At 37.3% G+C, this 13,342-nt stretch carries 15 protein-coding genes; 9 read left to right on the top strand and 6 right to left on the bottom strand.

Annotated features, from left to right (window positions below; translation table 11 throughout):
* Positions 1-19 precede the first annotated feature (19 nt).
* Positions 20-712 carry a DUF1538 domain-containing protein gene (locus K9B36_RS05290; RefSeq protein WP_223700935.1) on the top strand — a complete coding sequence of 231 codons (693 nt, stop codon included), beginning with the start codon at positions 20-22 and terminating at the stop codon, positions 710-712.
* Complete coding sequence (locus tag K9B36_RS05285; RefSeq protein WP_223700934.1) at positions 709-1,431, top strand: DUF1538 domain-containing protein; 723 nt, start codon at positions 709-711, stop codon at positions 1,429-1,431. The genes K9B36_RS05290 and K9B36_RS05285 overlap by 4 nt, the downstream gene beginning before the upstream one ends.
* A gap of 676 nt (positions 1,432-2,107) precedes the next feature.
* Here the strand turns inward: K9B36_RS05285 and K9B36_RS05280 are convergent.
* Complete coding sequence (locus K9B36_RS05280; protein ID WP_223700933.1) at positions 2,108-3,076, bottom strand: ring-cleaving dioxygenase; 969 nt, start codon at positions 3,074-3,076, stop codon at positions 2,108-2,110.
* A gap of 202 nt (positions 3,077-3,278) precedes the next feature.
* On the opposite strand from K9B36_RS05280, the gene K9B36_RS05275 reads away from it, so the two are divergent.
* From K9B36_RS05275 to proC, 3 genes are all read left to right on the top strand, one after another.
* Positions 3,279-4,547: a hemolysin family protein gene (locus tag K9B36_RS05275; protein WP_223700932.1), complete on the top strand. Its 1,269-nt coding sequence runs from the start codon at positions 3,279-3,281 to the stop codon at positions 4,545-4,547.
* 141 nt (positions 4,548-4,688) lie between these two features.
* Complete coding sequence (locus K9B36_RS16960; RefSeq protein WP_223700931.1) at positions 4,689-5,672, top strand: sodium:calcium antiporter; 984 nt, start codon at positions 4,689-4,691, stop codon at positions 5,670-5,672.
* Between the two features lie 76 nt (positions 5,673-5,748).
* Positions 5,749-6,564 carry a pyrroline-5-carboxylate reductase gene (gene proC / locus K9B36_RS05265; protein ID WP_399201353.1) on the top strand — a complete coding sequence of 272 codons (816 nt, stop codon included), beginning with the start codon at positions 5,749-5,751 and terminating at the stop codon, positions 6,562-6,564.
* 72 nt (positions 6,565-6,636) lie between these two features.
* On the opposite strand, the gene msrB is transcribed toward proC, so the two are convergent.
* A complete protein-coding gene (msrB, locus tag K9B36_RS05260) occupies positions 6,637-7,770 on the bottom strand; it encodes a peptide-methionine (R)-S-oxide reductase MsrB (protein WP_223700929.1) in 1,134 nt (377 codons plus the stop codon).
* 226 nt (positions 7,771-7,996) lie between these two features.
* Here msrB and K9B36_RS05255 point away from each other — a divergent pair, with 226 nt between their 5' ends.
* Positions 7,997-9,061 carry an SDR family oxidoreductase gene (locus K9B36_RS05255; protein ID WP_223700928.1) on the top strand — a complete coding sequence of 355 codons (1,065 nt, stop codon included), beginning with the start codon at positions 7,997-7,999 and terminating at the stop codon, positions 9,059-9,061.
* Positions 9,062-9,101: 40 nt separating this feature from the next.
* On the opposite strand, the gene K9B36_RS05250 is transcribed toward K9B36_RS05255, so the two are convergent.
* Both K9B36_RS05250 and K9B36_RS05245 read right to left on the bottom strand, forming a co-directional pair.
* Positions 9,102-9,479: an RDD family protein gene (locus K9B36_RS05250; protein ID WP_223700927.1), complete on the bottom strand. Its 378-nt coding sequence runs from the start codon at positions 9,477-9,479 to the stop codon at positions 9,102-9,104.
* Between the two features lie 260 nt (positions 9,480-9,739).
* Complete coding sequence (locus K9B36_RS05245; protein WP_223700926.1) at positions 9,740-9,988, bottom strand: hypothetical protein; 249 nt, start codon at positions 9,986-9,988, stop codon at positions 9,740-9,742.
* Between the two features lie 191 nt (positions 9,989-10,179).
* On the opposite strand from K9B36_RS05245, the gene K9B36_RS05240 reads away from it, so the two are divergent.
* Both K9B36_RS05240 and crcB read left to right on the top strand, forming a co-directional pair.
* The gene (locus tag K9B36_RS05240) at positions 10,180-10,578 is read left to right on the top strand and encodes a fluoride efflux transporter FluC (protein ID WP_223700925.1); all 399 of its coding nucleotides are present in this window, start codon (positions 10,180-10,182) and stop codon (positions 10,576-10,578) included.
* A 4-nt stretch (positions 10,579-10,582) separates the two neighbouring features.
* Positions 10,583-10,969: a fluoride efflux transporter CrcB gene (gene crcB, locus K9B36_RS05235; protein WP_223700924.1), complete on the top strand. Its 387-nt coding sequence runs from the start codon at positions 10,583-10,585 to the stop codon at positions 10,967-10,969.
* A gap of 136 nt (positions 10,970-11,105) precedes the next feature.
* On the opposite strand, the gene K9B36_RS05230 is transcribed toward crcB, so the two are convergent.
* Positions 11,106-12,392 (bottom strand): LytS/YhcK type 5TM receptor domain-containing protein, encoded by a 1,287-nt coding sequence (locus tag K9B36_RS05230; protein WP_223700923.1) that lies wholly within the window; start codon positions 12,390-12,392, stop codon positions 11,106-11,108.
* A 111-nt stretch (positions 12,393-12,503) separates the two neighbouring features.
* Between K9B36_RS05230 and K9B36_RS05225 the strand changes: the two genes are divergently transcribed.
* Entirely contained in the window at positions 12,504-12,794 is a 291-nt protein-coding gene (locus K9B36_RS05225; RefSeq protein WP_223700922.1) for a hypothetical protein, read from the top strand.
* A gap of 15 nt (positions 12,795-12,809) precedes the next feature.
* Here K9B36_RS05225 and K9B36_RS05220 read toward each other — a convergent pair whose 3' ends face one another.
* Positions 12,810-13,316, bottom strand: a complete 507-nt coding sequence (locus K9B36_RS05220) for a MerR family transcriptional regulator (protein WP_223700921.1) — start codon at positions 13,314-13,316, stop codon at positions 12,810-12,812.
* Positions 13,317-13,342 lie beyond the last annotated feature (26 nt).

Genomic DNA, 13,342 nt, shown 5'->3' with positions numbered 1-13,342 from the left:
GCAGAGCAGGAGTGACTTCATGGAAGATATAAAGGATTCCATCAAAGAATCTTTGTTAGCGATATTACCAGTTTCAATTGTTATCGTTTTATTGCAATTACTGTTGGTAGGTTTACCGTTGGGGGAATTTCTTCAATTTCTTATCGGGTTATTATTAGTTACATTAGGCTTCATGTTTTTTTTAATGGGCGTAAATATTGGATTGCTACCTGTAGGGGACTTAATAGGTAAAGCTCTTCCAAAGGCAAATAAAAAGTGGTTGATTATTTTGGTGGGACTAATCTTAGGGATAGTTGTCACAGTGGCAGAACCGGATGTACGAGTTTTGGCAACTCAAGTGGATGAAGTATCCGAGGGAGCGATTTCTTCTTTTGTGTTAATTCTATCCGTAGCACTTGGGGTTGGAATATTTGTGGCTTTGGCTATGGTAAGAACTATTTTTAAAATTCCTCTTCCATATATATTACTACCTGGATACTTACTCGTATTTCTTATCGCTTTTTTCAGTCCTGAGACTTTTGTACCGATCTCCTTTGATGCAGGGGGAGTTTCAACAGGACCGTTGACCGTTCCGTTTATTTTAGCTCTAGGTGTTGGTGTGGCATCTGTAATGCGAAAAGACGATTCAGCAAGTGAAGGCTTTGGCTTAGTGGCACTGGCATCTATTGGCCCAATCCTTGCTGTTTTATTGTTAGGGGTGATTTACCAATGATGGATGCAGTACTTAAAGGGTTTGGAGATGTATTGTTAGAAGTCGCCCTCGCCTTGATACCGCTTTTAGTGTTTTTCCTCATTTTTCAGTTTATCTTTCTGAAGCTGGATTGGGCAAAAATAAAGAAAATATTTTTAGGATTTATTTTGTCTTACATTGGTCTGGCCCTTTTTCTACAGGGAGTTCATATAGGATTTATGCCAATAGGTGAAAAAATGGGAGAAACTCTCGGAAACCTTTCATTTAAATGGATTATCATTCCGATTGGATTTGTTCTTGGATTTGTAGCGACTTTCGCTGAGCCTGCTGTACGTGTTTTAAATAAAGAGGTAGAAGATGTAACGAAAGGTTACCTTACAAAGAAAACAATGCTTTATACCCTTTCATTAGGGGTTGGAGTAGCCATTGCGTTATCGATGTTACGTATTCAATTGAATTTTTCCATTTGGTATTACATCATACCAGGTTATCTACTAGCGTTCATCTTAATTTTCTTTACCAAAAAACAATTTGTAAGCATTGCCTTCGACTCAGGTGGTGTTGCAACGGGACCGATGACCGTCACTTTTATCGTAAGCATGGCAGTGGGGATTGCTGCTGTGACAGAAGGAAGTGATCCATTGACAGATGGTTTTGGAATGATTGCACTTGTTGCACTTGCACCTATTATTTCTGTTTTAATTTTGGGGATTATTTATAAGCAAGAAGTTGAAGAATGATAGGTGGTTTGGATTAGTTTTTGAGTAAATAAGTAGGTTACGTTGAATTTAATAAGTTGGGTTCCTCGTTTACACCCCTGTTGCTTTCAGTTTCAGGTGTTCGGTTTCCAGGGGCGGTGCGGGAGCCTCCCTGGGATGCTCCTATGGGGTCTCACACCTGCCACTCCAAGCAACAGGGGTAGCAGGCTTATGTGGGCGTTATCTCCTTTCTTCCTTGGTTGAGTGAATAGTGCGGGATGAATTCCTAGATGGTCCTTGAAGATTTTAGATGAGCCCAAAAAGCCTTTGGTGCATAAATCGTGAGTTCCGTGCGCAAGTTTTGAGAAGTGGTGCATAAAATGCATGTTCCGTGCGCAAATCTCCATTGTGATACATAAAAGTGATATTCCGTGCGTATCTTCTGAAATCTCGAAATTCCCGAGTCTTTTCCCGCTATAAATAGGTCGTAACCTCGTTAAAGTTGCTATCTTTTCCGAAGAAATAGAGAAAAAGGTACTCACTATTACTCATGAATAGGCCAGCTAGCCGATTTCTTCATGCCACCAACATTTCTACCAAGAAGCTACCTGGGTGGAGGACTTTGTAACTTCATGGACAGGGTGAGTCTTCTATAAACATAAAAAAACAGCCCCATAATTACCATAAGAGATAAGGTAATTACGGGGTTTTTATTATGTTAATTTAGTTCCAGTGGACGTAATTCGGCTTCGATTTCTTTTCGTTTTGGTTCCAGAAATGGAGGGAGTGCCAGGTTTTCTCCTAGTGTTTCCAACGGCTCGTCTGCAGCAAATCCGGGAGTGTCTGTGGAAAGTTCAAATAAGATACCGTTTGGTTCTCTGAAGTATAAGGCTTTGAAATAATATCGTTCCACTTCCCCTGAGTTTGGCAAACGTGTTTCACGTAACTTTTTCACCCAAAAGTTAAATTGATCTTGATCTGGTACTCTAAAAGCAACATGATGCACCCCGCCGCGCCCAATACGCTCTTTAGGAAGATCAGTTCTCGTCTCAAGATGCACTTCTGCACCTGAACCGCCATCTCCAGTAGAGAATACTAAGATGTCTTCAAACTTACCTTTTGTAGAAGGGTAGGAGCCTATAAACTGAAAGCCCATTATCTTTGTTAGAATTTCGCTTGTTGGATCTGGATTTGAAACGGTCAATGTTACTGGACCGAGACCAATAATAGCGTGTTCAATAGGAATATCATCTTTCTTCCAAGGCTCACCAGCACTTACACCCCGTTCACCGTTATCTGCCACTAGTAATAGCTTTGTACCTTCATAATCCTCAAAAGGAAGGGTATCTCTGTTTGCCCTTTTTTCCATATTAGAATGTTTAATTCCCAGTGTTTCAAAACGCGACTTCCAAAAATTCAAGGAATCTGTACTTTTGACACGTAAAGAAGTGGACGAAATGCTCGAAATCCCTTCATGTGTACGACCTAATCCTGGTATATCAAAAAAAGTTATTTCTGTTCCTGGGTTCCCCTTGGCGTCTCCGTAAAATAAATGGTAGGAGCTTGTATTGTCTTGGTTTACGGTCTTTTTAACTAGTCGCATACCTAATACCTGTGTGAAAAAATGATAGTTTTTTTCAGCTTTTCCAGTAAGTATAGAGACGTGATGTAGTCCTAATAGTTTCATGACCATTCCCCTTTATCATTTTTTATTTATCTCGAATTCAAGATAATTATATCATAAAGTATTTATAGATGAAAATAGGGATTGGACAAATGGGCTTTTTATAGAAAATTAAAAAATTTTAATAAAAATCTGCATATTTATTGCTAAAATCGCCATTTCAAAATATATTAGTAGTATCAATATGTAGGAGAGTGATGGAAACTTGGACAGTATACCCTATGACTCGATAATTTTATTAGGGGCATTGTTAATATTATCAGGATATTTTTCAGCATCTGAAACGGCTATTACGAGTGTTAATAAAATGAGACTTCGTAATCAAGCTGACAACAACAATGCAAAAGCAATACGCTCACTGAAAATGGCCGAAAATTTTGATCAGAGCATATCTACTATATTAATAGGTAACAATATTGTGAACATTGCATTGGCGGCCATAGCAACCAATATTGCGACCCAACTTTATGGTAGTCAGGGCAGCACCCTGCTGATCTCAACAGCGGTAATAACCATTGTAGTGCTTATATTTGGTGAGATTTTGCCGAAATCACTAGCGAAACAGTATGCTGAAAAATACCTATTATTAGCTTCTGCTTCTTTAATGACAGTCATGAAACTCTTTTATCCGATTACATGGTTGTTCGTCCAGTTAAAAGTAGGTATAAACAAAGTTATTGGTGCTGGTAAAGAGGAACCTACCTTTACTGAGGAAGACGTAAAAGCGATGGTGGAAATCGGTGAAGAAGAGGGGATTTTTCTCACTCAGGAACGCGAATTGTTACACAATGCCATTGCGTTCGATGATATTATCGTTAAAGATATTTTAACGCCAAGGCCGGATGTTGTAGCTATATCAATGGAAACATCCATTGAAGAAATTAAAGAAATATTTATAAAAGAAAAATATTCTAGATTACCTTTGTACGATGGTTCAATAGACAATATTATCGGTATTATTTCACACCGCGACTTTTTTGCTCAATATGTCCAGAATCCTGAGTTTTTATTAAAGGATATTAGCCGTAGTCCTTTTTATGTTATAGGATCTGCAAAGATATCCAACCTTTTGAAAGAGCTTCAAAGTACTCAAAATCATATAGCTATTGTGTTAGATGAATATGGAGGTACAGCAGGGATAATTTCAATTGAAGATATTATTGAAGAAATTGTCGGTGAAATCTGGGATGAGCATGATGAGAATGAAACATTGGTTGAAGTTTTAGATGATCGGAAGTTTCGGATGGATGGTCGTCTACCAGTAGAAGAATTTTCTGAGCTCTTACATTTAGCTACTGATGAATCCTCAGCAAATACACTGGGTGGTTGGATTTCAGACACATTGGGTTATTTGCCGAAAAAGGGTGAAATAGTAGAATGTGCAAACTTTACCATTCACATTGAAGAAGTGAAAAAACACCGAATACAAAAAGTTGTCGTAGAAAGAAATTTAGATATCGTCTTTTCAGCTTAACGAAGAATTTAAATTAAACCTTAACCTTGTTTTTATAGGTTGAGGTTTTTTTGATGTATTTGGTTTGGAAGAGGTGATAAAAATAATTATTTAAGGGAAAGTAATAAAAGTAGTAAATAGGAAAAGAAAGAGGCTGAAATTGTGGTTTTTATTTTATTTGGGGTAAGTGTCCTTCTTACTGTGTTTGTTGCAGTGAAATTATCAAAATATGCAGATATTATCAGTAAAAAGTCAAAAAGCGGTGGTGCGTTCCTAGGTGCTGTACTACTTGGTGGGGCAACGTCCTTGCCAGAAATCACAACAAGTTATACAGCTGCTATCATAAATAACTCCGATCTGATCTTAGGGAATATTTTAGGCAGCAACTTGTTTAATCTTTTAACGCTTGCTTTTATCAATCTTTATTTTATTAAAAGAAGAATTTTTCAACATAAAACAAAGGAGCATTTATACGCTAGCCTGGTGGGATTAGTGCTCACAGTCTACTTGCTGTTTGGTTTACACATCGAATCAGGCTTTCAACTTTTTGGGATCGGGCTCGATTCGATTTTGTTGTTAGTGGGTTATGGTGCAGGAATGTGGTTTTTATCGAGAATCCAAGTACCTGAAGTCCCTTTAAATACAGTTAACGCTCAAAAGATAATTGATTACAATGTTATCTCCATGAAGAGGACTGTTTTCTTTTTCGTCGTTAGCTGCTTGGTAATTATGGCTTCAGGAACAGTGTTAACCATAACGGGTGATGAAATTGCAGTGATAACCGGACTTGGTTCAAGCTTTGTTGGAATGTTTATGATAGCCGTCACAACTTCTCTTCCTGAGGTCGTAGGGTGTATTGTGGCTGTAAGGTTAGGAAATCCAGGTTTAGCGATAGGAAGTATTCTAGGAAGTAACTTGTTTAATCTTTTTGTCCTGGGGAGCTCGGATATTTTTTACAGAGGTGGACTATTACTTTCATCGGTCGAGATTTTTCACTACATTTCGATTGTAACCTTGATTGTAATGAACCTTATTGTAATCATTACACTTATTCATCGTTCTAAACATGCTCCAAGATATTTAATTGTCTCGATTGTCATTATCCTAATTTATTTAATAAATAGTGTTTATTTATTCTTTAGATAGTAAGTAAGCAGCTATTGTTGTACATGCTATAACCATCTTATATAATACGTACATACAAGTATTAGGAAGTGACATGATGAAAAATAGTAAAACAATTGGTTTTCTTGGTTGTGGGAAAATGGCACAAGCAATTATTGGGGGATTAATTCAGTCCAGGCTTGTTCCTTCCAATCAGATCTTTGCGAGCGCTGTAACAGAAGAAACGGTATTGAAGGTGTCAGGTGAATTTGGTATTCAGATCGGTCAAAATAATGGTGATGTTGCAAGTAATGCTGACTTTTTAATCCTTGCAGTGAAACCTGATTTACACTCGAAGATTATTGAAGAAGTAAAAGATCAAGTAAAAGAGGGAGCAGTCATTATCACCATTGCTGCCGGAATCACGCTTGATTTTCTTGAAAACACGTTCGGAAAAAAGATTAAAGCAGTTCGGGTTATGCCCAATACTCCTTCCTTGGTTGGAGAAGGTATGAGTGTAATATGTGCAAATGATAGGGTGGCGAGCGAAGAACTACAAGATGTAATAAAATTATTCGAAAGTTTCGGGAAAGCGGAAGTTATGCCGGAAAAGTTAATGGATGCGATACCTGCTGTTAGTGGTTCTTCCCCGGCCTATGTGTATATGTTTATTGAAGCATTGGCAGATGGGGCAGTTCAACAAGGAATCCCAAGAGATCAAGCATATAAGCTGGCTTCCCAAGCAGTGTTAGGAGCGGCAAAAATGGTGCTTGAAACAGGAAAACACCCTGGAGAGCTGAAGGATAATGTTTGTACACCTGGAGGAGCCACAATTGAAGCTGTCACAACTCTTGAAAAGGAAGGCTTTCGATCTGCGGTTATGACGGCGATGGAGGCTTGTACGAAAAAATCGAAGGAATTGGCAGGGCAATAATTATCCCTCAAGGAAGCGTTTTAGTGAACAGAGTAAAATAAGCACGCTTCTCGTTATTAAAGAAAGCGTGCTTTATTCTTCATCAAACAATTCAACAAACTCAGCATAGCCCTCTTTCTCAAGTTCTCCTTTTGGAACAAAGCGAAGGGCTGCAGAATTCATGCAATAGCGTAATCCTGTTGGTTCAGGGCCGTCATCAAATACATGACCAAGATGTGCATTACCAAGCTTGCTTCTGATCTCGGTTTGGACTGTGAAAAAACCGCGGTCCTCAAGTTCAACGATATTATCCTCTACTAATGGTTTTGTAAAACTAGGCCATCCTGTACCTGAATCGTATTTATCTTTAGAGCTGAATAAGGCCTCTCCAGAAATAATATCCACATAGATGCCTTCCTCTTCTAAGTCCCAGTACTCATTATTGTAAGGTTCTTCTGTCCCATCCTCTTGGGTAACATAATACTGCTCATTTGTAAGTACTGACCGAAGTTCTTCCTTTGAAAGATGAAGGAGACTGTTATTATTTGTGTTTACTTCTGGAGTGATGTGACGATCTTCACCCCACACTTTATCTAAGAAAGCATCCCGCCCAGAGTTATTACGGTAATAATCATAGCGAAAGGTATTTTTAAGATAATAATCCTGGTGATAATCCTCTGCAATATAAAACGTTTCCACTTCTTTAATTTCCGTCACTAGTGGCTGATTAAAGCGACCGGAATCTTCTAAAGCTTTCTTTGATGCTATAGCTGCTTGCTGCTGTTCTTCATTATGATAGTAAATAACAGACAGATAAGGTGTGCCCCTGTCTACAAACTGACCTTTATCATCTGTTGGATCGACCTGTCGCCAATAAACGTCCAAAAGCGTGGAGTATTCAATGACGTTAGGATTATAAGTAATAATTACTGCTTCAACGTGTCCTGTTGTGCCTGTGGTAACGTCGTTATACGAGGGATTTTCAAGCTGTCCACCAGTATATCCTGAGATCACTTCATATACTCCAGGTAATTTTTCAAATGGAGGTTCCATGCACCAGAAGCATCCGCCTGCAAAAGTAGCATAGGCCATATTTTCACTAGGTGTTATTTCAAAAGGAACACTGCCAATAGACTTTTCGGTTACTGTGGCATAAATTTTGGGTATAATAAAATATGCTGCAACACAAATAAATACAAGAAAAACTAAGCCCCATTTATTTCGCATCCTAGACCCCTTTCTCGTACATGTGTATATCCTAACTATATTGATAAGTTTAAGTCTTATAGATATCCTTTTGAGTATTATACATGAAGTGACACGTTTTCTACCAACATTGAGGTGCTCTCGTGTCGTCATCAATTTTTTCCATGCTTTGATTTAATTCTGTAACTATATTAAGATTAAATAGTGATTTGAATGAAAAATTGCGTTCAACAATGGAGGAGCTTCTATGAATATATTTTTAACCGGTGCCACTGGATTTCTAGGAGGGAGACTTATTCGTAACTTACTAGAAGAAGGTCACACCGTCTATATACTGGCTCGAAATTTAGACAAAGCAAATAAACAGAAGGAAAATCTTCCTTTTTTATTGCAAGAAAAGGTTCATATATTACAAGGCGATATTATCAAGCCAGACTTTGGTTTTACAAAGGATACTTTAAACCTAATTAGTGGTCAGGTAGATATCTTCTATCATCTAGCTGCATTAGTTAAGTTCGATCATGAATTACGTGAGCAGTTAATGGAAATGAATTTTCATGGGACAAAAATAGCATTAAAAGTAGCAGATAAAATTGGAGCATCCAAGTTTATACATGTCAGTACAGCTTATACGGTTGGAACATCCAACCAAGGCTTAGAGGAGTTATACGAGATAAGTCAAGGATTTAATAATCCATATGAGGAAAGCAAAGCACTAGCAGAACACGAAGTTTTTCAATATCAAGACAAGATGGAAGTATCTATTTTTAGACCGGCTATTATCGTTGGCGATTCGAAAACGGGAGAGGCGGATTCTGCCTTCACCTTATACGGTTTCATGAGAGGCTTGGAGTTATTTAAGCGACGTTTAGATCGAAAGCTGAGCATTGAGAAAGTGCATTTGGTTGGTTCTAAACATGGAACTTCCAATCTAGTACCCGTCGATTATGTGGCAGATATACTAACAATCGCAGCAACAAAAGCGAAAAGCAGAACCATCTATAATGTCACAAATCCTGCTCCGCCAACCAATAGAGAGATATTGGAGATTATCAAATATCATCTGCAATTTGATACACTGGGCATCTATCAAAAAGGAACAAGCTTTGTGCTAACACCAGTAGAAGAGCAGTTAAATGGAATGTTAAATGTGTTTGCACCTTATCTTGACCGAAGCATATCTTTTAATGACGCAAATACACAGGAGTTGCTTAATGGAAGTCCGATAGCACACTTGAATATGACAGATGAAATAATAAATATCATTGTTCAGGCTTATTTTGCCCCTACAATGGAAAAAGCTCATGTATAAAAAAAGTTGACTCCTAAATGGGGTCAACTTTTTTAAATGTTTACTTATAAATTACATAGGTGCTTGCAAGTTTATCATGTAGTCCTTGCTTTCTTTTTGTCCATCCCACCATCATGTATCCGATAAGCAGGATGATTGCAGAAAGAATTTGACTAAAATATCTACCAATCGATTGACCAACAGAGATTTTTTCTCCTTCCAAATCGATTATTTTAAGTCCAAGCACAGATTTCCCAAGTGTAGCTTGCAGGTTAGTAACAGGCATGATGATATAATATAGAAGTCCTAAAATACTAGAAAAAACATAGTCTTCTACTCCTGATAAAGCCCCAAGTAAATAGGAAATGGCACCTATTATGACTCCATCAATAATTAAAGCTAAAACACGCATCCAAAATCCAGCATAACGATGTTCCAAAGCAATCGCCCTCTCTAAACATAATAATCTATCTCTCTATTTTATATTAAATCTGCTTGGATATTATTACAAGCAGTGTTTGTGGTTTTTTGTCAAAATTTATAGAAATTTGCAACTTCAGTTGCTACTTAATACAACAGCAAAGAGAAAGAAACTTTACGATAAGGACGTGTTGGGAAAAGGCAAAGAGGAACAGTGTGGGACTAGCTGTTCCTCTTTGGCTATTTTTATTTTGTCTGTAAACTACACGAAAGGAAGTTTTATGCTTCTTCACTATGAATATCTTCATTTATTAAAAGGGAAAGTTTCTTCCTATGTATTGCAATTACTCGTTGAGATAAGGCTTGTTTAAGTGAAGCAGGATAATCCTTCGAAACTTCTTGGCGAAGTAATGAGAGATGTTGATGCATTCTTTCCTGAAGTATTGGATTTACATCCGCGGACCTGGCATTTTTCAGTTCATTGGCAGATGGACCGTCGAATAATAGCTTTCCTTTCGAATGCTCCATAAGTTTCTCCTCCTACAAATACTGATTCTACTCTATATTATTCCCAACAAAGCAACAGCAATACAAACAGAGAAAATAATAAGTAGCAAAAAACACTTCCCCCACGGACCCTCCACCATACTGGTTTCTTATTACGAATGTTACAATAGGATTAAATTAAAGTTTGGGGCCAGACCCCGGAAGGTGATTCGATGAAGATGGCGAATGTGCTAGCGGTGTTTGTTGGTGGGATGTTGGGTTCTGCTTTGAGGTATTGGGTCTTTTTGGGTTTTCAAGAAGTTGGTTTTTGGTACGGTACGGTGGTTGTGAACGTTGTGGGGAGTTTTTTGCTGGGCGCACTAGCGGGCAGCGTGTTGCAACTAAAAGGTAAAGAATGGTTGAAGGTTGGTCTTGGTGTAGGTTTTTGTGGGGGCTTTACAACGATGTCAACAGTTGGTGCAGATACCTATTTGCTTGCCGTCGAATCGATTTATTATGCAATACTTTATGTGATGTTAACAGTTACAGTTGGGGTTGCGCTTGCCTTCATGGGGTTATATGTAGGAGGTAGGGTGATGAACAAATTTATACAGAGGAGAAGGTTGGTGTAGGATTGTGAACGAGGGATATGAATCATTTATAGTAGCGATCGGAGGGGGAGTTGGTGCGGTTCTACGGTATATTACTGGCATATTTTTAATGAAGAGATTCCCTGCACCCCCAATACCAATTGCAATGGTGATAGTAAATATAATAGGCTCCTGTGGATTAGGACTTTTGATGGGGCAACTTATACACCATCCAGACAGTAGTTATCATAATTATAGCTATTTATTCCTTGGGCTCGGTTTTTTTGGAGGATTTACCACTTTTTCAACCTTCAGTGTGGAAGCAGTTCAGTTATGGAAAAAGAGGTTATTTAAGAAGTTTTTTCTTTATATATTAATAAGTATTATTGGCTCGATTATTGGTTTCATGGTTGGAGTTACTATTTCTTTATAGAAGGCAGGCACTTTTCTTCTAGATTGTTTCTATAAACTTAAAAAATCCAACTGTCGATTTTTTACGGGGACACAGGAACAATCTTTGCGAAAAGAGCCTTATTGAAAAAGGCTTTTGATTTGAAAAAAAGGAATTTTTAATCCGATACACTTCGTTTTTTAACGTATGCTGGAAGTGAAATAATAATTTTATTTTTTTTGAGAAATTTTTCTTTTACAGTAAATACACCGTTGTGGGCAAGGATGACAGATAAGGCTGTTTGTATTTGATCGTTAGAAGAGGTTTCTGTATAAAGCTTGTTCCTCTTTAGTTGTACTAGAGTTTCACTGTTCATCTTTCCGTCTTTATCCGATATTTCAAAATGAACATCATGCCCTTTTATAAAGGTTCTAATTGAAAGTATTCCATTAGAAGAGGAAAATGCATCAATGCAATATTTTACTACACTAGTGAATGCGTCTGTTAGAAGATCGATGTTGCCATGAAGGCGTAAATTTTTGGATTGCTTATCTTGGAGCTCCACCCCATGATTTTTAGCATAAGTTTGTAGCCCTTCCATTACCTGTTCTATAAGAATTTTGGAGGAAAGGTACCGTGCATGGGAAATTTCAGAATGAGTGATATTCATATACGTATCAATAATTGTTTCGGCTTTATGTAGTTCAGAAAGAATGATTGGTACATATTCCTTATTTGCCTGGTTCTGTTCCGCACCTAATAATTGAGTAAATCCTTTTACCATAGTGAGGGGTTTGTTAACTTCTTCTGAAACATCATTTGCCAGATTGCTTACATGCTCAAATCTCCTTATTCTTCTCATTTGCATCTGTAAACGATTCAAGTCAAAATAGTATTCAATAAGATATATAATCAACATCATTACAATGATAAGAATAATTCCACTGAATGTGAAGAAAAGAAAACTGTTATAAATGGTGGAAAAACCTTGCCACATATTCTGGAAGAACAAGGATAAATATAGTAGCAGTAACTTTATTACCATTATGACAGATGCTACAATGTACTTTTTATTAATAGGTAGACTCTTCCACTTGGGTTGGAGTGCAGCCGGTAGAAGGACTAATAAAGGGACTGCTATGTACGTGAAAAGATAACCGTTTGCTCCATCAAAAAATATTGGGTACAAAAACAAAACGGAAATAGACAAAAGGCCTGATAAATACCCTCCATATAAAATTGCGATTATTATAGGGATGGTACTTAAATCAAAGAAATAACCTTCACTCATTTTAATAGGAAAATGCAGACACAAAATTATTGATGCAGAACAGTGTAAAAAAGCTGAAAGTTGTTTTTTGAATGGAGACATTCTATGATGAAAGCGATAGTCTAGATGATAGTAAATAAAAATAGGTAGAATTAAAAAAAATAATTGTAGTAATAGATCTTTTAATAGATTCATCCTGAGACCCCTTAGCTAGTTGCGATATGTAAATATTCCCTTTCAAAGTATCATAAGTTAAAAGAAAATTCTATATATATTTGGCGGAATTGTAAGAAGGAAGGCGAAAAAATGACAGATTCGACAAAATTATTGGTAGCCTATAAACTTTTATGGAGTAGCAGGTCGCTGGCAAGTGAAGGCAAAAGTGAAGAAGAACAGCTAATTGAGGCGATTAGAGTAGAATTAAAAGATGAACTCACCCATCCTAGATTACGCAAGGATCCAAAGGCAAAGTATTTTCTAGCGATTAAAAGAATAACCACTTCAACATTAACAGATAGGGAACAAATATCATTAATAAAACAATTTAATGTGGTCCTTGAACAGATTCTTGGCGAAAAAAAAGAAGTTAACTTGTAAGGCAAGTTAACTTTGCTACAGTCCAAAGATAGAGCGGAACATCCCCCGACGCTTCATCTTCATCGGTTGATCAAGTATTAGCGGAGGTTCATACTTTTTAGCGGGTTCTTGAAGATTGATCATCATATCTTCTAGTTCTTGTATTCTTTTTGTTAAATCTTCTATCTCTTTTCGCTGTTGGAGTAGCTGATAGGAAACGACCTCATCCGCTTTTTGATCTAACAGCCATTCTGTTCGTTCGATTCTCTCCATTAATTCAGACATACTGTGCTCCTTTTTAACAGGGGATATGTTGGTGTCTTCAAGGTCTTTCATCTCAATTGATGTCTCATAAATATCAAGTGTGCCGGCGATCTCTGAGCTTGCTTTCAAGGATTCTAAAAAAGAAATAGCTTTCTCATCATAAACATAGTGTCCATAATCATTTTTGCTACAAGGGATATCATACTTTTTAACCCATTTTCGAATAGTTCTTGGAGCCATACCTAACTCTTTCGCTACTTCCTGTGTTTTTAATTTCATGTAAGATCCCTCCTGTAAAGAATCAT

This window comes from Sutcliffiella deserti, from assembly GCF_020037475.1.
GTDB classification, from domain to species: domain Bacteria; phylum Bacillota; class Bacilli; order Bacillales; family Bacillaceae_I; genus Sutcliffiella_A; species Sutcliffiella_A deserti.
This window is presented reverse-complemented; position numbering and strand designations above follow the sequence as displayed.